The organism is Amycolatopsis melonis (assembly GCF_040064235.1).
GTDB classification, from domain to species: domain Bacteria; phylum Actinomycetota; class Actinomycetes; order Mycobacteriales; family Pseudonocardiaceae; genus Amycolatopsis; species Amycolatopsis melonis.
Map to the genome: position 1 here is coordinate 439,256 of NZ_JBDZYD010000007.1, position 26,083 is coordinate 465,338.

Here is a 26,083-nt window from a genome sequence, read left to right on the forward strand (position 1 = left end):
GCACCCACCCACGCCGGGAGGCGACATGCGTTACCTGCTCACCCTCCACATGAAACCGGCCCTCTGGGCCACCCTCACCGACGACCAGAAGAACGCCGTCTTCGAAGGGCACGGCGAGTTCATCGAGCTCGTCACCGAGACCGGGGAAATGGTCGAGACCAAGGCACTCGCCGAACCCGCCGCCACCCGGACCGTCCGGGTGCAGGACGGCGTCACGCACGTCAGGGACGGCGCCTTCGTCGAGGCCGACGCCTTCCTCTGCGGCTACTACGTCGTCGACGTCGAATCCGAGGAACGCGCTGTCGAGCTGGCCGCGAAGATCCCCGACGCCCAGTACACCGCCGTCGAAGTGCGGCAGGTCGTCCACGAAGCTTGACCTCCATCAAGGTCGAGGGTGCACGCTGGGGCGCATGACCGATGAATGGGGCATCGACGCCGTCGATCTCGACGCCTATCTCGCGCGGGTCGGCCTGACCGCCAAGCCGCCGTCCGCGGAAGCCCTGCAGGAACTCATGCGTGCCCACGTCGGCGCCATTCCCTTCGAGAACGTCGACGTCGTTCTCGGGCAGCACCAAGGGATTTCGCTCGACGTCGTGAGCGCCAAGCTCGTCGGACGGCGGCGGGGCGGCTACTGCTACGAAATGAGTGGCCTCTTCGCCGCCGTTCTCGAACGGCTCGGGTACACCGTGCACCGGCTGGCCGCGCGTGTGCAGCCGCGGCGGCCCGGGCCCTACACCCACATGACGCTCGTCGTCGACGTCGACGGGCAGTCCTTCCTCGCCGACGTCGGGTTCGGCGCCGGGATCATCGACCCCATGCCGCTCGTCGACGGCCAGGAAGTCGACCAGGCCGGGTGGCCGCACCGCCTCCGGCACGTCGATGGCTGGTGGGTGCTGCAGAAGGGCGACGAGGACATCCTCGAGTTCCGCCTCAACGGCATGCACCCCATCGACTACGAGGTTTTCCACCACTACACCTCGACCCACCCGAAATCGCCGTTCACCGGGCGGCTGGTGATCATGCGGGTCGAGCCGGGCGTCAGCCGCAAGCTGCTCGGGCGGGAGCTCGTCGTCGAAAAACCCGACGGCAGCAGCGAAACCACCACCGTCGCGCCCGGGGAACTCGACGCCGTCCTCAAGGATCTCGGGATCGAACTCACCCCGGACGAGCTCGCGCGGCTCGAAACCGTTTACTGACCGAACAGTTCGGCCGCCGGCACCGGGCGGCCCAGGTGGTATCCCTGCGCCTGGTCGCAGCCCAGCGACCGGAGCAGGTCCACCTGCTCGGCGGATTCGACGCCCTCGGCGATCACCGTCAGGTCCACCGCGTGTGCCATCGCGATGATGCTCGTGACGATCGCCGCCGCGTCGCGGGACTCCGCGATGCCCGTGATGAACGAACGGTCGATCTTCAACGTGTCCAACGTCAGCCGGCGCAGCTGCGCGAGCGACGAATAACCCGTGCCGAAGTCGTCGATTGCCAGCAGCACGCCCAGCGAACGCAGGGACGTCAGCACTTCCGCGGCCGCTTGCTGGTCACGCATCAACGCGCTTTCGGTGACCTCCAGACACAGCGCCGCGGGCGGCAGCCCGGTGTTCGCCAGCGCGTCCTCGACCGCGGGCACCAGATGCGGGTCGTCGAGCTGGCGCGCCGAGAGGTTGACCTTCAGCGTCAGGTCCAGGCCCTGCCCGGTGCGCCGCGCGGCCAGCTCGCGGGTCGTCGCGCGCAGCATCTCCTTGCCGATCACGTTGATCAGGTCGCTTTCCTCGGCGAGCGGGATGAACTCCGACGGCGAAATCGCGCCGTGCCGGGGATGGGTCCACCGCAGCAACGCCTCGACGGCGACCATCTCGCCGCTGCGCAGGTCCACGACCGGCTGGTACGCGGGCCAGAGCTGACCGTCGTGGACCGCGTCGCGCAGGTCCTGCTCCATCCGCAGCCGCCGCTGCATCCGCTCGCGCAGGCCGACGTCGAAGAAGTGGTGACGGCCCCGGCCGAGGGTCTTCGCCTGGTACATCGCCACGTCCGCGTCGCGCAGCAGGTCTTCGGCGCTGCGGCAGTCGTCGCGGCCGACGAGCACGACGCCGATGCTCGCGTCGAGGTGCAGCTGCCTGCCGAGGACGCCGATCGGCTCGGCCAGCGCGGCCCGCAGGTGCTCGGCCAGCGCGCGGACCTCGGCGGGATCGGTGACTTCGGCGGTGACCACGACGAACTCGTCGCCGCCGAGCCTGCCCACCAGGTCGTCGCGGCCGGAGCTGCGGCGCAGGCGCTCGCCGACGATCCGCAGTACCTGGTCGCCGACCGAGTGCCCGAGCGAGTCGTTGATGACCTTGAACTTGTCCAGGTCGAGGAACAGCACGGTGACCGCGCCGCGCTCGCGGACGTCGAGCCTGCCCAGCACCAGGGTCCGGTTCGCCAGGCGGGTGAGCGGGTCGTGGGTGGCGTCGTGGGCCAGCCGCGCGCTGATCGCGCGGGTCTCGGTGATGTCGGTGAACGACGTGACCACGGCCATCGCCGCCGGATCGTCCGGGTTGAGCAGCCGGGAGGTCAGCGACACCCAGACGTCGCGGCCGTCCGGACGGCGCAGGCGGACCACCAGGCCGTTGTGGGTGACGCCGTTGCGCCGCGTCTGCACCGACGGCATCTCGTCCGGCGGGATCCACTGGCCGGACTCGGTGAACAACGTCAGCGTGTGGCTCGGGACGCCGAGCAGGTCGGCCTCGGCGACGCCGAGGATCCGGCACGCCGCCGGGTTCGCCGCCTCGATGAGCCCGGTCGGGCCCATCACCAGCACGCCTTCGTCGAGTGCCGCGACGACCGTGCGGTAGTTCTGCTCGGCGCGTCGCCGCGCGGTTTCGTCCGCGCAGACGAGCACCCAGCCGTCGTTCATTTCAGCTGCCGAGACGCGGACCGCGAGGGGCGCGCCGTCGCGCCGCCGGTGCACGGCTTCGGCGACCCCGCCGGCGCGCCGGATGGCAGGCAGGTCCAGCGGCGCGCCGACCAGCTCGCTCGCCCGCCGTCCGACGGCTTCGGCCGCGGTCCAGCCGTACACCGCCTCCGCGGCCGGGTTCCAGCTGGTCACGACGCCTTCGCCGGTCGTGGCGATCAGCGCGTCGCTGACGTGGGACACCAGCGCGGCCTGGTAGCGCAGTGCGTCGGCGGCGGCCTTCTTCGCCGTGATGTCGCGCATGACGACCTGGTAGGCGCCTGCGTGGGCCAGGCGCACCAGCACGGTCTCGACGGCGACCTTGCTCCCGTCCACCCGGGACATCAACGCCTCGACGGGCTCGCTCGCCTCTCCCGGCTTGGTGAGCTGAGCGAGTCTTTCGATCACCGCGGCGCGGGAGTCCTCGGCGACGAAGTCGGTGAACCGGCGGCCGACGACCTCGTCCGCCGAGCGCGCGGCCAGCGTTTCCAGCGCCGCGCGGTTGGCGTAGGTGAGCACGCCGTTCTCGTGGACGCAGATCGCATCCGGACTCAGCTCGACCAGCTCGGCGAGCGAGTCAGGCTCCATGGGCGTCCGTCCCCCGGTGCAGTCGGCGTGTGGCTCGTCGATTACACCACCGACTCCGGCCCGTGCCTACCCGCCGGAATCCGGGTCCGGCCTGCGGATGCTTGCCCGCAGCCACGGTCCGCAGAACAGCAGCCCGAAGTGCGCGGCGCACGCGTGGCCGAGCAGGGTGACGATCGCGTCGAGGCTCGCCGGGTCGTCGCTCGCCCAGATCACCGCGATGAACGCCTCCATCGCGGCCAGCGCGAAGAGCCGGGCCCGGCCGCGCAGCAGGAACACCAGTGCCCCGGCCGTGGCGAAGAAGCCGTAGCTGACGCCGATGTCGAGCCAGTGCCCGGCCGAGCCCGGCAGGACGTGCGCGCGGATCAGCGCCATCACCGGCAGCTCGGTGGCGAGGGTGGCCAGCACGTGGCCGGAGAAGAACACGAGCGCGGTGCGGCGGGCGCCGAACCGGCGTTCCAGCGGGGCGACAGCGAGCGTGAAGATCACCGCGTACGCGACCCAGCTCGCGTCGGAGAGCCAGAACGCGCTGGTCAGCAGCGACGTCAGCGGCCGTCGCCAGAGATTGTGGGCGTCGGTGCTCGACAACTGCAGCAGCCGGCTGGTCACCGCGGGGTCGGCGAATTCGAGCAGGAGCGTGGTGCCGAGCAGGATGATCAGATAGCCGAAGGTGAACGGCGTCGTCTTGGGATTCGGGACGAACCGGAGCGCCGCACGGAGGCCGGGCCACCGCGGGAGGGTGAGCGCGGGCGCCGGCCGTCCGGCTTTCAGCAGCATGGCGTCAGGTTCGACGATCATGCTGGGAGTATCACGAAAGTCCGCTGTGAATCCGCTGTGACTGTCACTGAGCGTCAGAATTCACGAAAGTTTGCCAAGTTCTCACCCATTCGGGTGGCCGGTTTGGTAAGAATACGGCCACGATGTCGGCCGAAAGGCCTCTCGGGAAGGTCTGCCGGGTGAACGACGAGGTATCGGTCGCCGAGCTGCTCGTACGCGAGGGCTGGGGCGAACGTGCTGAACCGGGCCAGTCGCGGTGGCGGGTGGTCGCGGTGATGCTCGCCGTCGTCGTGGGCTGCGGGGCCGCCGCGGTGCTGGTCGCGTTCAGCAGCGGCAAGGTGCGCCAGGACGCCGCCCCGGTCGACCAGATCCAGGTCATCCCCTTCCCGCAGCGCACGACCGGCCTCGGCGGCGCCGGCCAGGCCACCGACTCGCCGCCCGACGGCGGGATCGGCGGCGGCACCGGCGGCGACGTCGTCCCCGGCCACACCGAGCACCGCGGCACGGTCACCGAGGTGCCGGGCAGCACGCGGCCCACGGAGACCGGCGTCGGCGGCGACACCGGCACGGGCACCGGCGCCGCGACGCCGACGACCACGCCGACCGGCGGCGCCTCCGGCACGTCGGTCACCCCCACCGGGACGACGACTCCGCCTGCCGGTCACTCGCCGGCGCCGACGCCGCCGGAGCAGCCCCGGCCCTCGTGTGTCCTGCTGATCATCTGCTGGTGATCAGGACAGCCGCTCCGCGACGTCGCTGAAGTCCGCCGTGTTCCAGCGCTCCGGGCGCATCGCGATCGCGATGTTGTTTCCGTGCGCTTCGTCCATCGCGTCGGTGTACGCCTCGCTGATGCCCGGCGGCAGGTAGCGGGCGGCGACCGCGTGCCGTTCCGCCTTGGTCATCGGCCAGGTCTTCACCACCGGGCCCTCGACCGAGACGTACTTGTAGAGGCCGTCCTGCTGCTGCACGCACAGCGAGAACCGGCCGGCCGCCTCGATCAGCCGGGTCTTGCGCAGGCCGGGCGACGTCATCACGAGGACGTCGCCGCCCGGCTCGTAGCGGTACCAGATCGGCGTGGTCAGCGGGGCGCGGCCGGGTTCGGCGGCGACGCTCAGCACGCCGACGCGCGGTTCGGCGAGGAACGCTTCGCGCTCTTCCGTGGTCATCTTCCGGGCCATCGACAGCTCCTTAAGGCAATCAGGCTGGCCTTAAGGCTACCACTAAAGCAATCAGATTTGCTTTAATGGTCGAAGCCGGCCGCTCGCACCATCGCCCGGTACACGTCGGTGTTGTCGAGCGTCCGCCCGAGCGCGGCCGATCCGGGCCCGCTCGCCGTGACCGGGGTGGCGACGCCGGTGTGGTCGCCGGTCGTCCAGTCCGCGGTGAACTCCAGCTGCGAGCCCGGCATCGGGAACGGCCCGTCCTCGTTGCCTTCGTTCGGGCCGTCGGCGTTCTCGACCGTCAGCCCGCCGGTCTCGTGGTCGCCGCCGACGACGACCAGCGTGTCCGGGTGCGTCCGGGCGAACCGCAGCACCTCGGCGACGGCCGCGTCGAGTGCCCGGCCCGCCTCGATCACGGCGTGCGCGTTGTTCTCGTGCGACAGGCCGTCGATGCCCTCCTCTTCGAGGAAGAGGAAGAACCCGCGCGGGTTGGCCGACAGCGTGTCCAGTGCCTTCTTCGTCATCTGGACCAGCGGGACGCTCGGCGCGTAGCGGCCGACGCCGTCGGGGCCGTAGTCGACCATGTCCTCGTTGGCGAACAGCCCGAGGATCCGCGGCGCCCGCGTCTGCCGCAGCTCCTCGGCGTTGCGGACGTAGGTGTAGCCGCTGCGCTGCGCCTGGGTGACGAGGTTGCCGTGCGTGCCGCGGCTTTCCTCGCCGGGCTTGTCCGGCCACGCGCCGGGCTCGCCCTTCGGGAACCACCAGTCCTCGCCGCCGCCGAGCAGGACGTCCGGACGGCTGTCGGTGACGTACTGGCGGGCGATGTCGCTCTGCAGGTCCCGGCTCGGCACGTGGCTGGCGAACGCGGCCGGCGACGCGCCGGTGACCTGCGCGGTGGTGACCAGGCCGGTGGACTTGCCCGCGCGTTTCGCCTGCTCCAGCACGGTCCGCAGCGGACGGCCCGCCGGGTCGACGCCGACCGCGCCGTTGCGGGTCTTGTGCCCGGTCGCGAGTGCGGTGGCCGCGGCGGCGGAGTCGGTGACGACCTCGCCGGGATCGGCGGGATCGGTGTGCACGAGCCCGGCGACCGGCATGGTGTTCATCGCCAGGTCGCCGCGCCGCCCGGTGGTCGCGAGCCGGATCAGCTCCCGCTGGCCGGGACCCATCCCGTCGCCCTGGATGTAGATGATGTTCCGCGCCGTCGTCACGGTCGCGGGTCCGGCCGCCGCCACCCCGCCGCCGACGAAGACCAGCGCCGCCACCAGCATGCCTGTCCGCCGCATAGTGCCCTCCCGATGATTAGTTAGTAAACTTTCCTAACATAGGACGGCGGGAAGCGCGAGACCCACGTCATGACGTCCGGTCACCCTGCGGCAGCGCGACTCTAGGATGGCCGGATGACCCGACCCGGCGGCCGCAGCGCGCGTGTGCGAGACGCGGTGCACGAAGCCGTCATCGAGCTGCTGGCCGCGGGGGAGATCGACGCGGCCATCCCGAAGATCGCCGAGCGGGCCGGGGTGAACCCGACCAGCATCTACCGGCGCTGGGGCAACCGCGACAACCTGCTGCTCGACGCCGCCGTGACGCGGCTGCGCACGACGTCGCCGATCCCGGACACCGGCTCGCTGCGTGGCGATCTGGCCGGCTGGGCCGAAGGCGTCGAACGCTCGATGCGCGATCCGCACGGCCAGATCCTGCTGCGCGCGCTCGTCGCGACCATGGCCCCGGAACGGGAGCCGATCGAGTACCTCCGGGCGCGCGGCGACGACCTCCAGAAGACGATCGACGCCGCCGCGGCGCGCGGCGAGGCCGTTCCGTCGGTCGACGACGTCCTCGACTTCGTCCTGGCCCCGCTCTACCTGCGCGTGCTCTTCCGGCGCCCGGTCGAGCCGGGCACCGGGGCCCGGCTCGTCGAACGGCTGCTCAGGGCGCTTTGAGCAGGTCCGGCTCGCGGCGGCGGCCGAGGTGGTTGAACAGCAGGTTCAGCGTGAACGCCAGGAACGCCGTGACCGTGATCGGGCTGCCGCCGATGGTCTGCAGCCAGGCCGGGAAGTGCTTGAAGAAGTCCGGCACGAACGCCGGGAGCAGGCCGACGCCGAGCGCGACCGCGACGACGAACGTGTTGTGGTTGCCGGAGAACTCGACCTTGCGGAGGTTCTGCACGCCGACCGCGGCGACCATCGCGAACATCACCACCGCGACCCCGCCGACCACCGGCTCCGGGATCGCCGCGATGAACGCGCCGATCTTCGGGACCAGGCCCATCAGCGCGAGTATCCCGCCGGTCACCGCGACGACCCAGCGGCTGCGCACGCCGGTCATCTGCACCAGGCCGACGTTCTGCGCGAACGCCGTGTCGGGGAAGGAGTTCATCACGCCGCCGAGCACCGCGGACACGCCGTCGGTGGCCAGGCCGCGGGCGAGGTCCGCGTCGGTCGGCGGCCGCCCGGTGATCTCGCCGACCGCGATCAGGTCGGCCGTCGACTCGGTGAACGTCACCAGCATGACCACGCACATCGACAGCACCGCCGCGACCGGGAACGTCGGCGCGCCGAAGTGGAACGGCGACGCGAGCCCGAACCAGCCCGCCGCACCGATGGCGTCCCAGTGCACCAGGCCCATCGGGATCGCCACGACCAGGCCGATGACCAGCGCCAGCAGCGGCCCGATCTGGTTGGCGAACCCGCGCAGCACCCGCGTGAAGAGCACGACCAGCGCGATCACGCCGAACGCCAGCGCGATGTGCGACGGCGCCGCGTAGTCCGGCGCGCTCGCGTCGTGGCCGGCGATCATCGCCGCGCCGGGGCCGACCAGCGAGACGCCGATGACCAGCAGCAGCGTCCCGGAAACCAGCGGCGGGAAGAAGCGGATCATCTTGGCGAACGGCTTCGCGATGAGCAGCCCGAAGACGCCGGAGGCGAGCATCGCGCCGTAGACCGCGGGCAGGCCGTACTGCGAGGCGATGAGGATCATCGGGTTGACGACGCTGAACGTCGCACCCGCCACCACCGGCAGCCGGATGCCGAGGATCCGGCCGATGCCGACCGCCTGTATCAGCGTCGCGATGCCCGCGACCAGCAGGTCCGCGTTGACCAGCAGCCCGATCGTCGCCGGGTCCAGCTTGAGCGCGCTGCCGACGATCAGCGGCACCGCGACCGAACCCGCGTACATGATCGACATGTGCTGCAGGCCCAGCAGGGTCAGCCGTCCCGCGGGCAGGCCCTCGTCGACCGGGTGTTTCGTCATGCGCAAGCCCCTTCCAGCCGGGGACAGCCAACGCGGTGCGCGTGACGGTAGCAAGTCCCGGCCGTGATGATCTCGTTTCGGGGGGGCGGCGGAACGGACGCGGATGTGTGACCATCGGTGCATGACTTCGGGCGGCATTTCCCAGGTGGGCCCGCCGTTTCGCGCCGATCACGTCGGGAGCCTGCTGCGGCCCCCGGTGCTGCGCGACGCGCGACGGCGGCACGAGAACGGCGAGATCGGCGCGGAGCAGCTCCGCGCGGTCGAGGACGACGCGATCCGCGACGTGATCAAGATGCAGCGGGCGGCCGGGCTCAGCTCGGCGACCGACGGCGAGTTCCGGCGCGGCTCCTGGCACATGGACTTCATCTACTCGCTCGGCGGCATCTCGAAGAGCGACCAGCGGCTGCACGTCAAGTTCCACAACCTCGCGGGCGACCTCGAGTTCAGCCCGCCGGGCCTGCAGGTCGACGGCAGGGTCCGGCTCGACGAGCCGATCTTCGCCGACCACTTCCGGTTCCTGCAGTCCCATGTGGACCCCGGCGTGACGCCGAAGCTGACCATCCCGTCGCCGAGCATGGTCTACTACCGCGGCGGCCGGGCGGCGGTCAGCGAGAGCGTCTACCCGGACCTCGAGGAGTTCTTCGCCGACCTCAGCGCGGCTTACAAGCAGCAGGTCACGGCGATGTACGACCTCGGCTGCCGGTACCTGCAGCTCGACGACACCAGCCTCGCGTACTTGAACGACCCGGCGCAGCGGGAGCTGGTGGCGCGGATGGGCGGCGACCCGGACACCCAGCACCTGCGCAACATCGCGACGATGAACGCGGCACTCGACGGCCGTCCCGAGGGCCTCACGGTGACGACCCACCTGTGCCGCGGCAACTTCCGGTCCTCGTGGGCGGCGGAAGGCAGCTACGAGTTCGTCGCCGAAGCGCTGTTCGGCGAGCTGGCCGTCGACGGGTTCTTCCTGGAGTACGACGACGAACGCTCCGGCGGCTTCGAGCCGCTGCGGTTCGTGCCGAAGGACAAGAAGGTCGTCCTCGGCCTGGTCACGACCAAGCGGCCGGAGCTGGAGGACCCGGACGTCCTGGTGCGGCGGATCGAGGAGGCGTCGCGGTACGTCGACATCGACCGGCTCTGCCTGTCGCCGCAGTGCGGGTTCTCCTCGACCGAGGAGGGCAACGACCTGACCGCGGACGACCAGCTGCGGAAGCTGGAACTGATCGTGGCGACCGCCGACCGCGTCTGGGGCAGCCACTGATGATCACCTGCGTCGTCGACTACGTCATCGACCCGGCGAAGCTCGCCGACTTCGAACGCTTCGCCGCCGCCTGGATGCGGCTGGTGCAGCGCGAAGGCGGCATCCACCACGGCTACTTCCTGCCCGCGGAGGGCGCGAGCGACGAAGCCCGTGCGCTGTTCAGCTTCGAGAGTCTCGCGGCCTACGAGCGCTACCGAGAGCTGTTCGGCGTCGACCCGGACTTCATCGAGGCCGACAAGATCCGCGACGAGAGCGGGTGCGTGGTGCGGTACCGGCGGACGTTCATGCGCCCGCTGCTCCCGGACGACGAAGAGGGGTGAGACACCGCGCGCAGCGGCCGCCGTCGGTCGTGGACCGCGTCCTCGATCTGCTGGGCGCCTTCACGGCCGACCGGCCGCGGCTCACGCTCTCCGAGCTGAGCCGCCGCGCCGGGCTGCCGCTGTCGACCACCCACCGGCTGGCCAAGGAGCTGACCCGGCGTGGCGCGCTGATGCGCGACGAAACCGGCGGCTACCGCGTCGGGCTGTGGCTGTGGGAGGTCGCGTCGCTCGCGCCGCACGGCGCCGAGCTGCGGGAGAGCGCGATGCCGTTCCTCGAAGACCTCTACGAGGCCACGCACCAGAACGTGCAGCTCGCGGTGCTCGACGGCCCGGAGGTCGTCTTCGTCGAGCGGATCTCCGGCCGCGGCGCGGTCAACGTCCTCACGCGCGTCGGCGGCAGGCTGCCCGCGCACGCCACCGGCGTCGGCCAGGTGCTGCTCGCGCACGCGCCACCCGAGGTCCAGGACGCAGTGCTGGCCGGGCCGCTCAAGACGTTCACCCCGAAGACCATCGGCTCGCCGGAGCGGCTGCGGCGGGTGCTGGCGGACGTCCGCCGCGACGGCTACGCGATCAGCGACGGCCAGGTCGAGCTGATCGCGCTGTCGGTCGCGGCGCCGGTGTACGACAGCACCGACCAGGTCGCGGCGGCGATCTCGGTGGTCGTCCCGGCCGCGGGAACCGACCCGTGGACGCTGGTCCCGGCGGTGCGCGCCGCGGCACGCGGGATCTCGCGGGTGCTCGGGGCGCCGCGGGCACTGCGGTCCAGCGGCGGCTCCTCGACGAGTTGAGCCGCTTGTGGTCGGATGACAGGCATGGGTGCACAGAACACGGTGCTCGTCGTCGGGTCGGGGCAGAGCGGGTTCCAGGCGGTGGCGTCGCTGCGGACGTTGGGGTTCGACGGCCGGGTCGTGCTGATCGGCGACGAGCCGGGCGTGCCGTACCAGCGGCCGCCGCTGTCGAAGGCCTACCTGGCCGGGACCGCCGGGCTGCAGCAGCTGCACCTGCGTGACGAGGACTTCTACGCCGAGAAGGACATCGAGCTCGTCGCCGGCCGGGTCGCGGAGATCGACCGCGCGGCGTCGAAGGTCCGTCTCGAAGACGGCACCGAGCAGGGCTACGACCACCTGATCCTCGCCACGGGAGCGCGCAACCGGACGCTTCCGGTACCCGGCGCGGACCTGCCGGGCGTGCTGACCCTGCGCACGCGCGACGACGCCGACCGGCTGCGCGAGTCCCTGGCCGGCGCGGAAAACGTCGTCGTGATCGGTGGCGGGTTCATCGGGCTGGAGTTCGCCGCGCACGCCGGACGGCCGGTGACGATCATCGAAGCCCAGGACCGGCTGCTCAACCGCGTCGCGACGCCGGAGATCTCCGCCTACTTCGCCGAGCTGCACCGCAACGCCGGGCACACGGTGCTGCTCGGCCAGGGCGTCACGGCGCTGCACGGCGACGAGCGGGTGCGCGAGGTCGAGCTGTCCGACGGGACGCGGCTGCCCGCGGACCTCGTCGTCGTCGCCGTCGGGGTGGTGCCCGAGACCGCGCTCGCCGAAGCCGCCGGCCTGTCCGTCGACAACGGCGTGGTCGTCGACGCGCACCTGCGCACGGCCGACCCGAAGATCTTCGCCATCGGCGACTGCGCGAACTTCCCCTGCATGTGGGCCGACGCGCTGATCCGGCTGGAGTCGGTGCAGAACGCCGTCGACCAGGCCCGCAGCGTGGCCTCGACGATCACCGGCACGACCGCTCCCTACGAAAGCGTGCCGTGGTTCTGGACCGACCAGTCGGGTACGAAGCTGCAGATCGCCGGGATCCTCGCGAACCCCGACCGCACGGTGGTCGTGGGCGAGCCTGCCACCGGGAAGTTCTCCGTGCTGTCGTTCCGCGACGACGTGCTCATCGCGGTCGAGTCGGTGAACCGCCCGGCCGACCACATCGCCGCCCGGCGCCTGCTCACCGCCGACCCGTGGCCGCCGTATGCCGAACTCGAGAACAGCGCCTTCGACCTCAAGGCCTATCTCAAGGCGCGGGTGGCGTGATGCGGACCCAGGTCGCGGTGATCGGCGCGGGCCCGGCCGGGCTGCTGCTGTCGTTCCTGCTCCACGAGGCCGGGATCGACTGCGTGGTCCTGGAAGCACGCGACCGCGAGTACGTCCGCCAGCGCGTCCGGGCCGGGGTGTGCGAGCAGCCGACCGTCGAGCTGCTGACGTCGCTGGGTCTCGGCGAGCGGCTGGCCGCCGAGGGCATGCCGCACGAGGGCCTGTCGCTGCGGTTCGACCGCGCCGACCACCGGATCGCGCTCACCGAGCTGACCGGCAAGACGATCACCGTCTACGGGCAGCAGGAGATCGTCAAGGACCTCATCGACGCGCACGAGGCCCGTGGATATCCGATCTCCTTCGAGGTTTCCGACGTTTCGCTGTCCGATGTGGACACCGAACGTCCGGTCGTGCGCTACCGCGACGCCGCGGGTGCCGAGCAGCGCATCGAGTGCGACGCCGTGGCGGGCTGCGACGGCTTCCACGGCGTCTCACGTCCGTCCATTTCGGACAACCTGACGGTGTACGAGCGCGAGTACCCGTTCGCCTGGCTGGGTGTCCTGGCGCGGACGCCGCCGTCGCACCACGAGCTGATCTACGTCCACCACGAGCGCGGGTTCGCGCTGCACAGCATGCGGACCCCGGAGATCACCCGGCTCTACCTGCAGGTCGATCCCCACGACGACCTGGCGCACTGGTCCGACGACCGGATCTGGGCCGAGCTGACCGCGCGCCTGGAGGTCGAGGGTGACTTCACGTTGCGCGAAGGGCCGATCCTCGACAAGGGCATCACGCCGATGCGCAGCTTCGTCGCCGAGCCGCTGCGGCACGGACGGCTGTTCCTGGCGGGCGACGCCGCGCACATCGTGCCGCCGACCGGAGCGAAGGGCATGAACCTCGCGATCGCCGACGTCCGGGTGCTGTCCCGGGCCCTGGAAGCGCTGCTGCGCGGCGACGAATCCCTGGCGGCGGCGTACTCGGACACCTGCCTGCGGCGGGTGTGGCGCGCGGAGCACTTCTCGTGGTTCATGACGACGATGCTGCACATCGACCCGCATGCGGACGGCTTCGCGCGGCAGCTGCAGCTGTCCCAGCTGCGCTACACGACGTCGTCCCGGGCGGCGGCGACCAGCCTCGCCGAGAACTACGTGGGCCTGCCGTTCGCGCAGTGATCGTCAACTCAAGGTTGACGTCCACGCGGGCGTCAACCTACAGTTGACGGCATGACCCTCCCGACCAACATCAAGCTCGACGACCTCATCAACGCCATCAAGAGCAACAACGAGAAGGACGCCCTCGCCCAGCTGACCGACGCGGTCTACGTGGGTCAGCACCTCGGCGAGGTCGCCGACCACCTGATCGGCCACTTCGTCGACCAGGCCCGGCGGTCCGGGGCGTCGTGGACCGAGATCGGCGCCAGCATGGGCGTCACGAAACAGGCCGCGCAGAAGCGGTTCGTGCCGAAGGTCGACCCCGGCGGCGACCCGGCAGGCACCATCGAACGGCTCTACGGCCGCTACACCGACCGGGCCCGGCACGTGATCGTCGAGGCGCAGAAGGCGGCCGTCGAGCACGCCAGCCCGGAGATCGACACGGTGCACATCGTGCTGGGCCTGCTGACCGAGCCCGCGGCACTGGCGGCGGGCGCGATCCTGGCACAGGGCGTCCAGCTCGACGCCGTCCGCGAAGCCGCCGAAGCCCGCCTGCCCGAGCCCGCCGATCCGGCGCCGAACCCGGTGCCGTTCTCCGCGGCCGCGAAGAAGACCCTCGAACTGACCATGCGCGAGGGCCTGCGGCTGGGCCACAACTACATCGGGACCGAGCATCTGCTCCTGGCCCTGCTGGAACAGGGCGAAGGGACCGGCTTCGAGGTCCTCGACGGCCTGGGCGTCAAGAAGGACAAGGCCGAGGCGAAGATCCTGGAGGTGCTGGCGGAGATCCTCGCCGCCCGCGGCCAGTGACCCTGCTCGGGCTGCTCATCCTGGCGTTCGTCCTCGTGACCCTGCTCTGACCGGGAAGAACCAGGGGGTCTTCCCGTGCGGGGCGGCGAAAGCCGTGAATGGCCCATTCACGGAACCCAAGTCCGTGAATGGGCCATTCACGGAACCTCAGGCGGAGGTTTCCGGGCGGCCGTCGGCGGCCCAGGCCGTGTGGAACGAGCCTTCGCGGTCCACCCGGCGGTAGGTGTGGGCGCCGAAGAAGTCCCGCTGGCCCTGGACCAGCGCCGCCGGGAGGCGGTCGGCGCGGAGGCCGTCGTAGTACGCCAGTGCCGTCGAGAAGCCCGGCGTCGGGATGCCGAGGCGGACGGCCGTGGAGATCACCGAGCGCCACGAGTCCTGCGCGTCCTCGACCGCCTTGCGGAAGCCGCCCGACGTCAGCAGCGTCGGCAGTTCCGGCTCGTCGGCGTAGGCCGCGGTGATGTCGTTGAGGAACTTCGCGCGGATGATGCAGCCGCCACGCCAGATCGAGGCGACCTTGCCGAGGTCGATGTCCCAGCCGTACTCGGTCGCGCCCGCCTGGATCTGGTTGAAGCCCTGCGCGTACGCGACCACCTTCGACGCGTACAGCGCCTGCTCGACGTCGTCGGCGAAGCGCTCCAGCGCCGAACCGGACAGCGGCGCCGCCGAAGGACCGCCGAGCCCGCGGGCCGCCGCACGCAGCGACTTCGAGCCGGACAGCGAACGCGCGAAGACGGCTTCGGCGATGCCCGAGATCGGCACACCCAGGTCGAGGCCGATCTGCACGGTCCAGCGGCCGGTGCCCTTCTGCTCGGCCGCGTCCTCGACGACGTCGACGAACGGCTTGCCCGACGAGGAGTCGACGTGCGCCAGCACCTCGGCGGTGATCTCGATCAGGTAGGAGTCGAGCCGCCCGGTGTTCCACGTGCGGAAGACGTCGGCGATCTCGGAGGGGGAGTAGCCACCCGCGTGCCGCAGCAGGTCGAACGACTCCGCGATCAGCTGCATGTCGGCGTACTCGATGCCGTTGTGCACCATCTTGACGAAGTGGCCGGCGCCGTCCGCGCCGATGTGGGTGCAGCACGGCTCGCCGTCGACCTTGGCCGAGATGTCCTCGAACAGCGGGCCGAGCGACTCGTAGGACTCCTTCGAGCCACCGGGCATGATGCTCGGCCCGTGCAGCGCGCCCTCCTCGCCGCCGGAGACGCCGCTGCCGACGAAGTGCAGCCCACGCTCGCGCAGCGCCTTCTCGCGGCGGCGCGTGTCGGCGAAGTGCGCGTTGCCCGCGTCGATGATCACGTCGCCCTCTTCGAGCAGCGGCGCGAACTCCTCGATGACGGCGTCCGTCGGGGCGCCCGCCTTGACCATGATCACGACCTGCCGGGGCCGCTCCAGCGCGTCGACGAACTCCTGCGCGGAGTACGCCGGGATGAAGTCGCCCTCGTCGCCGAACTGCTCCACCAGCGCGCGGGTCCGCTCCTCGGACCGGTTGTGCAGGGCCACCGTGTGGCCGTGCCGGGCCAGGTTGCGGGCCAGGTTGCGGCCCATGACCGCCAGGCCGGTGACCCCGATGCTCGCCTTCTTGCTCATCCGCATCCTTCCGAAGACTCTCTCGATTCAGACCCTAGTCCGATCGAGCCACTAAGGAAGGCCACGCGGGTACGGCTCACTCAGTTCACGAGAAGCAGCGGATCGGGCCGCCGTTGAGCGCGAGCATGTCGGTGATCGGCTTCACCAGGTCGAGCGTCCCGCCCCACTCGAGGCCGTCCAGCTCGGCGTACGCCCGGTGCAGGTTGCCTGCCAGGCGCTCCTGCTCGGTCAGCTCCGCGAACTCGCCGAGGTCGGTCTCCTTCGCCAGCTCCAGCGGTGACAGCCCGGCGGCCTTCCCGCGCTCGGCCGTCTGCTGGACGAAGGCCAGGTATCGGTCCACTTTGTCCACGATGTCGAGTCCGCACGGCCCGCCGTGCCCGGGCAGGATCACCTCCGGCGACAGCTCCCGGATCACGTCCAAGGCCTGGCGCCAGCCGGCCACCGACCCCATCAGCGCGAACGGGCTGCCGCCGTGGAACACCAGGTCGCCCGAGTAGAGCACCCGCGGCCCGGGCAGCCAGACGAGCACGTCGTTCGTCGTGTGCGCCGCGTGGCCCGGGTGGATCAGCTGGATCTCGACGTCGCCGGCGTACAGCGTCAGCCGGTCGTCGAACACGATCTCCGGCGGCCGCGACCGCAGCTCGCCCCAGTCGCTGCCGACGAAGATGCCCTCGTAGGTCTGGATGCCCTCGGCGGCCAGCAGCTCGCGCGTCTTGCGATGGCCGACGACGGCCGCGCCCGTCACCAGGTAGTTGCCGTTGGTGTGGTCCCCGTGGTGGTGGGTGTTCACCAGGGTCGTCACCGGGCTGCCGGTGGTCGCTTCGACGGCCGCGAGCAGCGCACGCGTGCGGCGTTCGGTCGAGCAGGTGTCGATCAGCACGGTGTGGTCGCCGGCATCGACGAACCCGCAGTTGTTGATGTACCAGGAGCCGTCGGGCTGCACGTAGCCGTGGACCTGGTCGGCGAGGAAAGTTACGGAAGCCGCGGCGGGCGAACGGTCGGGCACCGCCCCACTATGCCCGAGCTGCGGCTCCGCCGGTTGGCGGAATAATTCGGAATTTCACTGGTCCAGGCGAGTGACAACGCAGGTGACTGGCAATCTGCGGCGTTTCCTGGAACGCTGCCCGATGTCATCATCGAGATCCGCAAGGTGAAGCACTAACCTGGGTGGGTTCGATAGTTCGCGTGCGACGGCGGCCGGTGGCCGTCGTCGCTGGGTAGTGGTCCGGGAGAGCAGGGCGATGGCCAGCACCGTCACCTCGCGCCGGAAGCAGCTCGGAAACGAGCTCCGGCATGCCCGCACCGCGGCGCGGATGACACAGCAGCAGGTCGCCGAGGTCCTCGGCTGCACCCAGGGCAAGGTCAACAAGATCGAGTCCGGTGCCGTCGGGGTGAAGCTCGGGGATGTGCGATCGATGCTGAACGCGTTCGGGATCAACGGCGAAGAAGCCGACACGCTGATGAACCTCGCGCGCGCCGCCGCCGGGCAGCGTGGCCACTGGTCGGGCTACCGCTCGGTGGTGCCGCACTGGTTCCGCACCTTCACCGACCTCGAACCCGCGGCCGCGGAGATCCTCACCTGGCACGGCGAGCGCATCCCCGGCCCGCTGCAGTCCGAGCACTACATGCTCAAGCAGTTCACCGAGGCAGGCGCCACGGACGTGACGTCGCTGGTGCGCAACCGGCTCGACCGCAAGGCCGTGTTCGAGCAGCAGCAGCCGCCCTACTACCGGTTCATCATCAGCGAAGGCGCGCTGCGCCGGGCGCCCGGCGGGTTCGCGCCCGCGGTGATGCTCGACCAGGTCGAGCACCTGCTCTCGCTGGAGAAGTACCAGCGGGTCTACGTGCACGTCCTGCCGTTCGGCGCGCGGCTGGCCGCGGTGCCCAACGACTTCACGATCATGCGGTTCCCCGACCGCACCCGGGACTTCGTCTACATCGAGCACTCCGCGGGCGGGCTGTACCTCGACGACGTCAAGGACTTCAACATCTTCGTCGACTCGTGGGACAGGCTGCGCGGGGCGGCGCTGGAGCGGCAGGAGACCCGGCAGTTCCTCAAGGAGCTGGCGGAGAGTTACCGCGCCCAGATGCAGCAGATCCAATAGGGCGAACGGCGGCAGTGACATACGGGGCTCCGCCCCGGCCGGGGGCTCCGCCACCCGGACCCCCGAAAGAAGTGTTTGTCCCAGGTAGCGGACAACCTTCGGTAGAGTGGCCGGGTTGTGCTCGAATCCCCGGAGGGGACATCGTGGACCCCGGCTTCCTGCCCGAGGACGTCGATCTCGACCGGCCGAACGTCGCGCGGATCTACGACTGGTTCCTCGGCGGCACCGCGAACTGGGCCGTCGACCGGCAGTTCGGCGACCAGGCCGTGCAGGCGTTCCCGCTCGTGAAGGCACTGGCCCGCGGCAACCGCGCCTTTCTCGGCCGGGCCGTGCGCTACTGCCTCGCCCAGGGCATCACGCAGTTCCTCGACCTCGGCTCCGGCATCCCGACGGCGGGCAACGTGCACGAGGTGGCCGACGACCACGCCGACGACACCCGCTGCGTGTACGTCGACAACGATCCCGTCGCCGTCGCGCACGGGCGGATGCTGCTCGACGAGTCGGGTGATCCCGCGCGGCACGCCGTGCTCCACGCCGACCTGCGCGACGCCCGTGACGTCTGGGAAGCGGCGCTGGCCACCGGCGTGCTCGACCCCGACCGGCCGATCTGCCTGCTGACCGTGGCCGTGCTGCACTTCCTGCCGGACGTCACCGGCGTCCGCGAAGCCGTCCGCGACTACCGGACGCTGCTGCCGCCCGGCTCGGCCTACGTGCTCTCGCACGCGACCGAGTCCGGCGTCGGAGGCGAAGAGCTGGCGCAGATCCGGCGGCTGGTCGCGCTGTCGGAGCGGGCCAGTTCCCCTGCGGTGTCCCGATCCCTCGGCGAGATCGCCGCGTTCTTCGGTAACTTCGACGTGGTCGAGCCGGGAATCGTGCCTGTGGGACAGTGGCGCCCCGAGCCCGGCGCCGCCACGGTCCCCCTCGCGAGCGTGGTCGGCGGTGTCGGCCGCAAGCCTGGAGGACCCATCACATGACGACGCAGGACCCCGAAGCGCCGGAAGGCGTCGACCTCGAACGGCCGAACGCGGCCCGCATCTACGACTGGTTCCTCGGCGGAACCGCGAACTGGGCCATCGACCGGCAGTTCGGCGAGCAGGCCGTCAAGACGTTCCCGATGATCAAGACCGTCGCCCGCGCCGGCCGCGACTTCCTCGGCCGCGGCGTCCGGTACCTGGCGCGCAACGGCATCGACCAGTTCCTCGACCTCGGCTCCGGCGTCCCGACCGTCGGGAACGTCCACGAGGTCGCCGCGTCGGTCAACCCGGACGCGCGGTGCGTGTACGTCGACAACGAGCCCGTCGCGGTGGCCCACTCCCAGATCCTGCTGGAGCGCGAAGGCGTCGCGGGCAGGCACGCGGTGCTGCACGGCGACCTGCGCGACCCGGCCGACATCTGGAAGCGCGCGCTCGACACCGGCGTCCTCGACCCGAACCGCCCGATCGGCCTGATCATGGTCGGCGTCCTGTACTTCCTCGGCCGGGACGAGCCGGTGGCCGGGACCATCCGCAAGTACCTGTCGCTGCTCCCGTCGGGCTCGTACTTCCTGTCCTCGCACCTGACCAGCGACGGCTTGGAGGACATGGCCGACTCCGAAAGCCGCGAGTCGATCATGAAGCAGTACGACCGGTCGAGCACCCCGATCCACCTGCGCACGCGGGCGGAGTTCACGGCGTTCTTCGACGGGCTGGAGCTGGTCGAGCCGGGCATCGTGTTCCTCCCGGAGTGGCACCCGGAGGAGATGGAGTCGAAGGCGACGAAGAAGCTCGCGAACGACCCGGCGTTCGTCGGCCACCTGTGCGGCCTGGGCCGCAAACCGTGACGGCCGCCTACGACGAGGTCGCCGAGCTGTACGCGGAGTTCGTCCGCCCGATCTGGGACGGCGACCCGCTGGACCGGGCGGCGTGGACGGCGTTCGCGGACCTGGTGCGCGGCCGCGGCCCGGTCGCCGACCTGGGCTGCGGGCCGGGCCACCTGACCGCGCACCTGCGTTCGCTGGGCCTCGACGCGTTCGGTGTCGACGTCTCCCCGGCGATGATCGCGCTCGCCCGCGAGGCGGAGCCCGGGCTGCGGTTCGAGGTCGGTTCGATGGCCGCGCTGGACCTCCCCGACGCGTCCCTCGCCGGGATCCTGACGTGGTACTCGGTCATCCACGCGCCACCGGCGGAACTGCCTGGCTACTTCGCCGAGTTCGCCCGGACGCTGGCGCCCGGCGGGGTGCTGCTGCTCGGCTGCTTCGAGTCCGGGACAGATCCGGTGACGCCGTTCGACCACAAGGTCACGACGGCGTACGCGTGGCCGCTGGACGAGCTGGCTGCGCTGGGTGCCGCCGCGGGATTGGCCGAGGTGGGGCGGATGTACCGCGAAGCTGTCGAGGGGGAGCGTCCCCTCCGTCAGGGACGGCTGTTCCTGCGGAAGCCGTGACATGCGAGAGCCCCGGTTCCCGCGGGGAACCGGGGCTCTGCGTGGTGGTACGGCAGTCAGGCTTTCAGGCGCGCGAGCCGATGCGGCCGCGCAGCAGGGGAGTCAGGTCGATGGACGTCTCCAGCGGGCGGGTGGTCCGGACCCCGTCGGAGTACCGGCGCACCGGCAGGTCCTGGTCGGCCGCCCACGTCGTGGTCTTGCGCAGGGGCGCCTGGATCAGGCTGAAACCGAAGCGGTTCCGCAGCTCGTTGCCGATTCCGCGGCGGCCACGGTGCTCTTCGTCCTCACGGCGGAACAGCGAGTTCAACCGGACGGCCATCGTCTACACCCCCAGCTCTCGTCGCGGTGGCCGGGCGGCTTCGCCGCCGGTCAGTCCGAGACAGGGTTCGCACGGCATGCCAGCCCCGGGGGCCGGCCATTCGAGTTCCCGGCGGGCCTCACCCACGACCAGCGTGCCCGGTGGCGCACTGTCCTCGACGATCACGCTGTTCCTCCCCCATGAGGTTCCGCGGCGGCTTGGGTGGGTCCGGCTTCGGCGCTGCTCGACGTCACTGCTGCGGCGTCTGCTGTTCGGCGTGGATCTCCGACCGCCTGTCGCGCACAGGGAGTCGTTCACCGACACCAGCGCCCCGGCCGATGCGATTAATCCTACTCCTGGAATAATCTTCATGTCGAGGCCGGAGCTAGTTGATCACCCGCTTGGCCCTGCGCACTGGGCCATTGAGACACTGAGTAGCCGGGAGCGGGTGCTTTCGACCCGGTCGCGGCGGCACCCCTTATCGATCCTCGGAGGTACGACCCATGGCGGATTATCCGTCGTTCGCGGATTACGATCCGAACACGGCCGTGTCCCTGTTCGAAGAGGCCGCCTGGGAGAAGTCGTTCGCCAGTGAGCCCAACGGCGGCAGCTGCGTCGAGGTCAACCTGGGCCGCGAGGGGATGATCGGGGTCCGGGACACCAAGCTCGCGACCAGCCCTGTCTTCGTGTTCGACACCGCCGAGTGGGAAGCGTTCCTGATCGCCGTCAAGGCCGGGCAGTTCGACCTGCCCGCCTGACCCTGCACCCCCGCGTCCGAGAATGCGTCCGGCAGAGATGCCGAAGGCCCCCTTCCCCGTCCTCATGCGGTGAAGGAGGCCTTGGCGGCGCCCTGAGTACGTCCGGCACCCCGATGTGAGGCGAATCTCACCCGATTGCCGGAAGCTCCCCGCCTCGCAACCGGCCGCGGGTCCGGCGCCAGGCCACCACGACCAGCACCACGAGCCCGATCAGCGGCAGCGTGCTGATCGCCCAGCTCACCCCCATCGGCGGCCCCGGCTGCTCCAGCACCGGCAGCGCGCGCAGCTCGCCGGTGCCGGACCCGGCCGGGCCGTTGACGGTGAAGCGGAGCGTCCACTCGCCCGGCCGCGGCAGCGAGCGGACGTCCAGGCCCCACACCTCGCGTTTGCGCGGGTGCCGCACGAGCGGCTGGGGCCGCCGCTGCGCACCCTCCGGGCCGAGCATCGACAGCGTCCCGGACTTGCCCTCGATCCCGCCGTCGGGGATGAAGGTGAAGTCCAGCGACTGCATGGCCTTCAGCGGCCAGGTGCTGAACCCGACGGTCAGCCCGTACGGCCCGGCCTGCACCCGCTCGGTGTGCACGATGTTCACCGGCTCGTAGGCATTCGCCGGTGCCGCGGTGGCGAACAACAGCCCGGCAACAGCGGCCAGGGCAAGCACAATCCGTCGTACGGGGGTTCCGGGTGGCGGAGCCCCCGGCCGGGGCGGAGCCCCGAACGACACCGTCTTACGCATCAGCGGTTTCCCCCTTCTTCGCGGGTGCCAGCAGGCAGAGCATCCCGCCGAACCGCCACCCGGCGAACCCGCCGAGCAGCCCGAACGCCGCGCTGAGCACCGCGGTCGTCGCCAGGTACCAGGACGGCGGCAGGTGCGCGCCGGTGTAGAGCAGGAAACGCTGCACCGGCAGGCTTAGCCCGAGCAGCAGCCCGGCGATGCCGCCGGCGACCACCGACACCCGGCCCGCGCGCCACCCGCGGCGGCGTCCGGCGAGGTACACCAGCTCCATCAGCCCGGCCACCGGCAGCAGCGCCATCGGTGCCAGCGACGGCATGGCCGGCACCCCGGAAATCGCGTCCCGCAGCGGCAGGCCGACCAGGTCGGCGTAGGCCGTCGCCGCCCACGGCGAGAACCACCAGAACACCGCCTGCACGGCCGCGACCAGCGCCGCCGTGCCGAGCGCCCCGCCCGGGCGGCGGAGGAACCCGGCGCCGACCGCGACCAGCAGCACCGCCGCCATCGACGTCCCGATCGCGACGGCGTCGGCGTAGTCGTCCGGCACCTGCTGCAGCCCGAGCGCCAGCACCGGCGCGAAGGTCAGCAGCACGGTCAGCGACGCCAGCGTGCCGAGCCGTCCCCAGCGGTGCTCGCGGGCCGCGGCGAACACCGCGGTGGTGCCGATCAGCGACACCGTGATCGACAGCAGCAGCCCGATGTGCGGCGGCGAGTCGATGACCGCGTCGAAGCCGTAGAGCCCGTGCCACCACTGGTCCCACAGCCCGTACAGCAGGAACGTCGCCGCGCCGACGCCGGAGACGAGGTAGCCGAGCGGCGCGGCGAACGTCCGGCCGAACACGTTGACCACGCGCCCGCCGACCCGTGGGTCGACCGGCCGTCCCGCGCGCCGCGCCGCCGTCGTCAGCAGCACGACGGCCAGGCTCGCCAGGCCGACGACCGCGCTCCCGGCGTACAGGAACAGGTGCGGCAGCGTGAAGAACGTGTCCGGCCCGACGTCGTCGTGCCACTGGATGTCCCAGGTGAGCCCGACCAGCGAGAGCAGTGACCCGCCGAGCACGACGTTCGCCGGCAGCAGCCCCGTGCTCGCCTGTTTCGTCACCGACGTGGTGCGCACGCCGGATGCGGTGAGATCCATTCCCCCTCCTTCATTTGACCAGCAACGGAAAGACGACCTGCGCGGGCCCGCCGGGACCGCGCAGCGAGACGGTGATCTCCCACTGCCCGGCCATCGGCAGCCCGACGCCGGTGGCCCGGAAGCGGCCGGGCCCGTCCGGCCCGGCGGGCACCGGCGCGAGCGCGTGTCCCATCTGCGCCATGACCGGCGCGACCGTGACGGCTTCGGGGGCGGGGCCGGTCACCGCCAGCGCGAACGTGTTGCCGCCGATGCGCGGCCGGTCCGCGGAGAACTGGACCGTGTACGGCCCGGAAACCGCTTGCTGCGTGGTGGGTTTCGCGTCGCCGCCGCCCCAGAGCAGCCAGGCGGCACCGGCCGCGACGACCAGGGCGACGACGGCGATCAGCACGGTCGGGCGTTTCATCGGCCGGCTCCGGCCGGCGGGACGTCCACGACGGCGGGGACGGTCAGCACGTGGTAGCCGCGCTCGGCCTGCAGCCAGATCCGGTACCGGCCGGGCTCGGCGAAGGTGTAGGTGAAGCTGACGTCCGGGCCGTACGCGGCGACGGTCTCGTCGGGACGGCCGGCCTGTCCCGCGACCGGCGGGATCATCGCGTGGACGTGTGCCCAGGTGGGGGCCTTCGCGGCGCCTTCCCCGGCGGGCCCGGTGAACGGCCCGGCGATGATGAGGTGGCCGAGCATGCCCAGCCACGGCTGGAGGTCCTGGGCGGGGAACCGCGCGGTGATCGTCGTCGGCGTGCCCGGGCTGATCGTGAGGTCGACCGGCGTGCCGTCGACGGTCCGCGGTCCGGGGCCGGGCGGTTCGGGCGCGGGCGCGGCGGTGCCCTGGAGGTCCACACTGGACCGGACGAGCTGCACTCCGCCGCCGCGCCGGGCGAGTTCCGCGGCGACGGCGTACGTGCCCGCTTCCGGATCGGCGAGGGTGACGCGGTAGTCGCCGGGGCCGACGCGCACCGGATGCAGGTGGCTCAGCCGTCCCGACGGCGAGACGAGCACCAGGTGCACCAAGGCGTTGTCGTGGACGAGCAGGTCGTCGGCCGGACGGCCGGTGGCGCCGTCGGTGAGGCCGAGCCGCACCTGGCCGCGTACCGCTTGGACGGTCATGTTCACCGGCGGCCGCGAGTAGTCCACAGTGGACAACGGCGCGTTCGCGTACGGGTCGGTGACGTTGTCGAACGTCGGATCCAGCACGCTGCCCGGCGCGGGCAGCGGGGGAGTGCTCGCCGACAGCAGCGCGCCGGTGACCGCGACGGCGATCGCGGCGATCGCGCCACCCGCCGGGACCAGGGCGAAGGCGGTCCGCTTCGCGCGGAGGCCGACGGCCAGCGCGAGCAGCAGGAACACGCCTGCGGCGACGAACCCGCCGTAGGTGGCCTTCTCCCACGGCGGGACGACCCGCGCGGGCACGACGAACGGGATCGTCGCGGCAGGCCCGGTGCCGTCGCTCAGGGAAAGCTCCCACGGCCCCGGCTTCCCGACCTGCAGATTCCCCGCGTAGACACCCGGCGCGGCGCCGAGCACGACATCGGCACGCGACGTCACGACGCCGTCGGCCGCGACGGCCAGGTGCAGCGTGCCCGGCGCGGTTCCCAGGTGCGTCACGACGTCGACCCGCAGCGGCGACGGCGTCGTGTCGACCCGGCGGATGATCACGGTCAGCTCGCGCGCGCCGAGCGTCTGCGCGACCTGGACGTCGGTGCCGCTCGGCGCGCCGTCGGCGTACGCGGTGCCGCCACCGGCCGCGATCCCCAGCACGGCCAGCAGCACCAGCAACGCCATTCTCGGTTTTGTCCCCATCGTGCTCCGAAACTAGCCGGTGCGGCCGGTGGCGGGCGTCACGGCGACGAGGGAATTCCGGTCCCCAGCGCGGGGGACCGGCGGCCCCGGGTGAGTCAGGGACGCAGGAACTCCCGCAGGCGGGCGACGACTTCGTCCGGCTGTTCCTCGGGCAGGAAGTGACCGCAGTCGGCGAGCGCGCCGCCGGTGACGTCGTCGGCGTACTCCTGCCAGATCTCCAGCGTCGGCAGCGTGCCGAGCAGGCCGTTCGCGCCCCACAACGCCAGCAGCGGCTGGGTGACGCGCTTGCCGGCGGCGAAGTCGGCGTCGTCGAGACCGGCGTCGTCGGGGAAGGAGGCACGGTAGTCGTCGAAACCGGCCCTGAGCGCCCCGGGCTGGGAGAAGGCGCGGACGTACTCGGCCTGCGCGTCGGCGTCGAGGGCGTGGCGCTGGTAGGTCCAGCGCTCGAAGAAGTAGCCGAGGTAGGCGGCGATGTTCTGGCCTGCGAGGAGTTCCGGCAGGTCCGGCTGCAGGTGGAAGAGCCAGTGCCAGTACCCCTTGGCGATGCCGGTGTCGAGGCGCTGCCACATCGCGCGGGTCGGGGCGATGTCGAGCACGGCGAGGCGGTCGACCTGGTCGGGACGGTCGAGGGCCCACCGGTGGGCGACCCGTCCGCCGCGGTCGTGCCCCACGACGGCGGTGCGGGCGAACCCGAGGTGCTCGGCGAGCGCGGCGACGTCGGCGGCCATCGTGCGCTTGTCGTAGCCGGTCCTGGGCTTGTCGGTGCGGCCGTAGCCACGCAGGTCGGGGGCGATCACGGTGTGCGTCTCGGCCAGCGGCGCGAGGACCTTGCGCCAGCAGTGCGACGTCTGCGGCCAGCCGTGCAGCAGGAACAGCGGCGGGCCGTCCCCGGCGCGGAGGTAGTGCATGCGGAGGCCGTTCACCGTCGCCGTGTTTTCTAACCGGTTCATGGGGTTGGACGGTAGCGCTGCTTC

28 protein-coding genes are annotated in these 26,083 nt (G+C 71.3%); 15 read left to right on the plus strand and 13 right to left on the minus strand.

Going from position 1 to position 26,083, the window contains the following annotated elements; translation table 11 throughout:
* Positions 1–25 precede the first annotated feature (25 nt).
* Positions 26–376: a YciI family protein gene (locus ABJI51_RS21495; protein ID WP_348952986.1), complete on the plus strand. Its 351-nt coding sequence runs from the start codon at positions 26–28 to the stop codon at positions 374–376.
* A 34-nt stretch (positions 377–410) separates the two neighbouring features.
* Entirely contained in the window at positions 411–1,196 is a 786-nt protein-coding gene (locus ABJI51_RS21500; protein WP_348952987.1) for an arylamine N-acetyltransferase family protein, read from the plus strand.
* Here ABJI51_RS21500 and ABJI51_RS21505 read toward each other — a convergent pair.
* Together ABJI51_RS21505 and ABJI51_RS21510 are read right to left on the minus strand one after the other, a co-directional pair.
* Positions 1,190–3,514, minus strand: a complete 2,325-nt coding sequence (locus ABJI51_RS21505) for a sensor domain-containing protein (protein ID WP_348952988.1) — start codon at positions 3,512–3,514, stop codon at positions 1,190–1,192. The two genes, ABJI51_RS21500 and ABJI51_RS21505, sit on opposite strands and share 7 nt — an antisense overlap.
* Before the next feature lie 66 nt (positions 3,515–3,580).
* A complete protein-coding gene (locus ABJI51_RS21510) occupies positions 3,581–4,309 on the minus strand; it encodes a rhomboid-like protein (protein WP_348952989.1) in 729 nt (242 codons plus the stop codon).
* Positions 4,310–4,467: 158 nt separating this feature from the next.
* On the opposite strand from ABJI51_RS21510, the gene ABJI51_RS21515 reads away from it, so the two are divergent.
* Positions 4,468–5,019: a hypothetical protein gene (locus ABJI51_RS21515; protein WP_348952991.1), complete on the plus strand. Its 552-nt coding sequence runs from the start codon at positions 4,468–4,470 to the stop codon at positions 5,017–5,019.
* On the opposite strand, the gene ABJI51_RS21520 is transcribed toward ABJI51_RS21515, so the two are convergent.
* Both ABJI51_RS21520 and ABJI51_RS21525 read right to left on the minus strand, forming a co-directional pair.
* Positions 5,020–5,466 carry a pyridoxamine 5'-phosphate oxidase family protein gene (locus ABJI51_RS21520; RefSeq protein WP_348952993.1) on the minus strand — a complete coding sequence of 149 codons (447 nt, stop codon included), beginning with the start codon at positions 5,464–5,466 and terminating at the stop codon, positions 5,020–5,022.
* Positions 5,467–5,528: 62 nt separating this feature from the next.
* A complete protein-coding gene (locus ABJI51_RS21525; RefSeq protein ID WP_348952994.1) occupies positions 5,529–6,731 on the minus strand; it encodes an alkaline phosphatase in 1,203 nt (400 codons plus the stop codon).
* A gap of 114 nt (positions 6,732–6,845) precedes the next feature.
* Here ABJI51_RS21525 and ABJI51_RS21530 point away from each other — a divergent pair, with 114 nt between their 5' ends.
* Positions 6,846–7,385 carry a TetR/AcrR family transcriptional regulator gene (locus ABJI51_RS21530; protein ID WP_348952995.1) on the plus strand — a complete coding sequence of 180 codons (540 nt, stop codon included), beginning with the start codon at positions 6,846–6,848 and terminating at the stop codon, positions 7,383–7,385.
* Here the strand turns inward: ABJI51_RS21530 and ABJI51_RS21535 are convergent.
* Entirely contained in the window at positions 7,372–8,694 is a 1,323-nt protein-coding gene (locus ABJI51_RS21535; RefSeq protein ID WP_348952996.1) for a nucleobase:cation symporter-2 family protein, read from the minus strand. The two genes, ABJI51_RS21530 and ABJI51_RS21535, sit on opposite strands and share 14 nt — an antisense overlap.
* A 121-nt stretch (positions 8,695–8,815) precedes the next feature.
* Between ABJI51_RS21535 and ABJI51_RS21540 the strand changes: the two genes are divergently transcribed.
* The 6 genes from ABJI51_RS21540 to ABJI51_RS21565 are packed head-to-tail and all read left to right on the plus strand — an operon-like array spanning position 8,816 to position 14,272.
* On the plus strand, positions 8,816–9,955 hold the full coding sequence (locus ABJI51_RS21540) for a 5-methyltetrahydropteroyltriglutamate--homocysteine S-methyltransferase (RefSeq protein ID WP_348952997.1): 1,140 nt from the start codon (positions 8,816–8,818) through the stop codon (positions 9,953–9,955).
* Positions 9,955–10,275, plus strand: coding sequence for an NIPSNAP family protein (locus ABJI51_RS21545; RefSeq protein ID WP_348952998.1), 321 nt, complete (start codon positions 9,955–9,957; stop codon positions 10,273–10,275). The genes ABJI51_RS21540 and ABJI51_RS21545 overlap by 1 nt, the downstream gene beginning before the upstream one ends.
* Positions 10,272–11,063 (plus strand): IclR family transcriptional regulator, encoded by a 792-nt coding sequence (locus tag ABJI51_RS21550; protein WP_348952999.1) that lies wholly within the window; start codon positions 10,272–10,274, stop codon positions 11,061–11,063. Before ABJI51_RS21545 ends, ABJI51_RS21550 begins: the two co-directional genes overlap by 4 nt.
* 24 nt (positions 11,064–11,087) lie before the next feature.
* Complete coding sequence (locus ABJI51_RS21555; RefSeq protein WP_348953000.1) at positions 11,088–12,311, plus strand: NAD(P)/FAD-dependent oxidoreductase; 1,224 nt, start codon at positions 11,088–11,090, stop codon at positions 12,309–12,311.
* Entirely contained in the window at positions 12,311–13,483 is a 1,173-nt protein-coding gene (locus tag ABJI51_RS21560; protein ID WP_431605645.1) for a 4-hydroxybenzoate 3-monooxygenase, read from the plus strand. Before ABJI51_RS21555 ends, ABJI51_RS21560 begins: the two co-directional genes overlap by 1 nt.
* 51 nt (positions 13,484–13,534) lie before the next feature.
* On the plus strand, positions 13,535–14,272 hold the full coding sequence (locus ABJI51_RS21565; RefSeq protein WP_348953002.1) for a Clp protease N-terminal domain-containing protein: 738 nt from the start codon (positions 13,535–13,537) through the stop codon (positions 14,270–14,272).
* A gap of 147 nt (positions 14,273–14,419) precedes the next feature.
* Here ABJI51_RS21565 and gndA read toward each other — a convergent pair whose 3' ends face one another.
* Entirely contained in the window at positions 14,420–15,859 is a 1,440-nt protein-coding gene (gndA, locus tag ABJI51_RS21570; protein ID WP_348953004.1) for an NADP-dependent phosphogluconate dehydrogenase, read from the minus strand.
* Positions 15,860–15,944: 85 nt separating this feature from the next.
* The gene (locus ABJI51_RS21575) at positions 15,945–16,865 is read right to left on the minus strand and encodes an MBL fold metallo-hydrolase (protein ID WP_348953005.1); all 921 of its coding nucleotides are present in this window, start codon (positions 16,863–16,865) and stop codon (positions 15,945–15,947) included.
* A 235-nt stretch (positions 16,866–17,100) separates the two neighbouring features.
* Here ABJI51_RS21575 and ABJI51_RS21580 point away from each other — a divergent pair, with 235 nt between their 5' ends.
* The 4 genes from ABJI51_RS21580 to ABJI51_RS21595 all read left to right on the plus strand — a co-directional run bounded on the left by ABJI51_RS21580 (position 17,101) and on the right by ABJI51_RS21595 (position 20,385).
* The gene (locus ABJI51_RS21580; RefSeq protein WP_348953006.1) at positions 17,101–17,964 is read left to right on the plus strand and encodes a helix-turn-helix domain-containing protein; all 864 of its coding nucleotides are present in this window, start codon (positions 17,101–17,103) and stop codon (positions 17,962–17,964) included.
* A gap of 143 nt (positions 17,965–18,107) precedes the next feature.
* Entirely contained in the window at positions 18,108–18,938 is an 831-nt protein-coding gene (locus ABJI51_RS21585; protein ID WP_348953007.1) for an SAM-dependent methyltransferase, read from the plus strand.
* The gene (locus ABJI51_RS21590) at positions 18,935–19,783 is read left to right on the plus strand and encodes an SAM-dependent methyltransferase (protein ID WP_348953009.1); all 849 of its coding nucleotides are present in this window, start codon (positions 18,935–18,937) and stop codon (positions 19,781–19,783) included. The genes ABJI51_RS21585 and ABJI51_RS21590 overlap by 4 nt, the downstream gene beginning before the upstream one ends.
* Positions 19,780–20,385, plus strand: coding sequence for a class I SAM-dependent methyltransferase (locus tag ABJI51_RS21595; RefSeq protein WP_348953011.1), 606 nt, complete (start codon positions 19,780–19,782; stop codon positions 20,383–20,385). The genes ABJI51_RS21590 and ABJI51_RS21595 overlap by 4 nt, the downstream gene beginning before the upstream one ends.
* Positions 20,386–20,449: 64 nt before the next feature.
* Here ABJI51_RS21595 and ABJI51_RS21600 read toward each other — a convergent pair whose 3' ends face one another.
* Positions 20,450–20,704 carry a hypothetical protein gene (locus ABJI51_RS21600; RefSeq protein WP_348953013.1) on the minus strand — a complete coding sequence of 85 codons (255 nt, stop codon included), beginning with the start codon at positions 20,702–20,704 and terminating at the stop codon, positions 20,450–20,452.
* Positions 20,705–21,186: 482 nt separating this feature from the next.
* On the opposite strand from ABJI51_RS21600, the gene ABJI51_RS21605 reads away from it, so the two are divergent.
* Positions 21,187–21,441 carry a DUF397 domain-containing protein gene (locus ABJI51_RS21605; protein WP_348953015.1) on the plus strand — a complete coding sequence of 85 codons (255 nt, stop codon included), beginning with the start codon at positions 21,187–21,189 and terminating at the stop codon, positions 21,439–21,441.
* Between the two features lie 127 nt (positions 21,442–21,568).
* Here the strand turns inward: ABJI51_RS21605 and ABJI51_RS21610 are convergent, their stop codons facing one another.
* The 5 genes from ABJI51_RS21610 to ABJI51_RS21630 all read right to left on the minus strand — a co-directional run bounded on the left by ABJI51_RS21610 (position 21,569) and on the right by ABJI51_RS21630 (position 26,059).
* Entirely contained in the window at positions 21,569–22,102 is a 534-nt protein-coding gene (locus ABJI51_RS21610) for a hypothetical protein (RefSeq protein WP_348953017.1), read from the minus strand.
* Between the two features lie 67 nt (positions 22,103–22,169).
* Positions 22,170–23,312 carry a hypothetical protein gene (locus ABJI51_RS21615; RefSeq protein WP_348953019.1) on the minus strand — a complete coding sequence of 381 codons (1,143 nt, stop codon included), beginning with the start codon at positions 23,310–23,312 and terminating at the stop codon, positions 22,170–22,172.
* Between the two features lie 10 nt (positions 23,313–23,322).
* The gene (locus tag ABJI51_RS21620) at positions 23,323–23,715 is read right to left on the minus strand and encodes a FixH family protein (RefSeq protein ID WP_348953021.1); all 393 of its coding nucleotides are present in this window, start codon (positions 23,713–23,715) and stop codon (positions 23,323–23,325) included.
* A complete protein-coding gene (locus ABJI51_RS21625) occupies positions 23,712–25,109 on the minus strand; it encodes a DUF8832 domain-containing protein (RefSeq protein WP_348953023.1) in 1,398 nt (465 codons plus the stop codon). Before ABJI51_RS21625 ends, ABJI51_RS21620 begins: the two co-directional genes overlap by 4 nt.
* Before the next feature lie 95 nt (positions 25,110–25,204).
* Positions 25,205–26,059 (minus strand): alpha/beta fold hydrolase, encoded by an 855-nt coding sequence (locus tag ABJI51_RS21630; protein WP_348953024.1) that lies wholly within the window; start codon positions 26,057–26,059, stop codon positions 25,205–25,207.
* Between the last annotated feature and the right edge of the window lie 24 nt (positions 26,060–26,083).

Coding starts and splice junctions, on each gene's coding strand:
- ABJI51_RS21495 (WP_348952986.1), top strand. CDS start 26: ATGCGTTACCTGCTCACCCTCCACATGAAACCGGCCCTCTGGGCCACC.
- ABJI51_RS21500 (WP_348952987.1), top strand. CDS start 411: ATGACCGATGAATGGGGCATCGACGCCGTCGATCTCGACGCCTATCTC.
- ABJI51_RS21505 (WP_348952988.1), bottom strand. CDS start 3,514: ATGGAGCCTGACTCGCTCGCCGAGCTGGTCGAGCTGAGTCCGGATGCG.
- ABJI51_RS21510 (WP_348952989.1), bottom strand. CDS start 4,309: ATGATCGTCGAACCTGACGCCATGCTGCTGAAAGCCGGACGGCCGGCG.
- ABJI51_RS21520 (WP_348952993.1), bottom strand. CDS start 5,466: ATGGCCCGGAAGATGACCACGGAAGAGCGCGAAGCGTTCCTCGCCGAA.
- ABJI51_RS21525 (WP_348952994.1), bottom strand. CDS start 6,731: ATGCGGCGGACAGGCATGCTGGTGGCGGCGCTGGTCTTCGTCGGCGGC.
- ABJI51_RS21530 (WP_348952995.1), top strand. CDS start 6,846: ATGACCCGACCCGGCGGCCGCAGCGCGCGTGTGCGAGACGCGGTGCAC.
- ABJI51_RS21535 (WP_348952996.1), bottom strand. CDS start 8,694: ATGACGAAACACCCGGTCGACGAGGGCCTGCCCGCGGGACGGCTGACC.
- ABJI51_RS21540 (WP_348952997.1), top strand. CDS start 8,816: ATGACTTCGGGCGGCATTTCCCAGGTGGGCCCGCCGTTTCGCGCCGAT.
- ABJI51_RS21545 (WP_348952998.1), top strand. CDS start 9,955: ATGATCACCTGCGTCGTCGACTACGTCATCGACCCGGCGAAGCTCGCC.
- ABJI51_RS21555 (WP_348953000.1), top strand. CDS start 11,088: ATGGGTGCACAGAACACGGTGCTCGTCGTCGGGTCGGGGCAGAGCGGG.
- ABJI51_RS21560 (WP_431605645.1), top strand. CDS start 12,311: ATGCGGACCCAGGTCGCGGTGATCGGCGCGGGCCCGGCCGGGCTGCTG.
- ABJI51_RS21565 (WP_348953002.1), top strand. CDS start 13,535: ATGACCCTCCCGACCAACATCAAGCTCGACGACCTCATCAACGCCATC.
- gndA (WP_348953004.1), bottom strand. CDS start 15,859: ATGAGCAAGAAGGCGAGCATCGGGGTCACCGGCCTGGCGGTCATGGGC.
- ABJI51_RS21580 (WP_348953006.1), top strand. CDS start 17,101: ATGGCCAGCACCGTCACCTCGCGCCGGAAGCAGCTCGGAAACGAGCTC.
- ABJI51_RS21590 (WP_348953009.1), top strand. CDS start 18,935: ATGACGACGCAGGACCCCGAAGCGCCGGAAGGCGTCGACCTCGAACGG.
- ABJI51_RS21600 (WP_348953013.1), bottom strand. CDS start 20,704: ATGGCCGTCCGGTTGAACTCGCTGTTCCGCCGTGAGGACGAAGAGCAC.
- ABJI51_RS21605 (WP_348953015.1), top strand. CDS start 21,187: ATGGCGGATTATCCGTCGTTCGCGGATTACGATCCGAACACGGCCGTG.
- ABJI51_RS21615 (WP_348953019.1), bottom strand. CDS start 23,312: ATGGATCTCACCGCATCCGGCGTGCGCACCACGTCGGTGACGAAACAG.
- ABJI51_RS21620 (WP_348953021.1), bottom strand. CDS start 23,715: ATGAAACGCCCGACCGTGCTGATCGCCGTCGTCGCCCTGGTCGTCGCG.
- ABJI51_RS21625 (WP_348953023.1), bottom strand. CDS start 25,109: ATGGGGACAAAACCGAGAATGGCGTTGCTGGTGCTGCTGGCCGTGCTG.
- ABJI51_RS21630 (WP_348953024.1), bottom strand. CDS start 26,059: ATGAACCGGTTAGAAAACACGGCGACGGTGAACGGCCTCCGCATGCAC.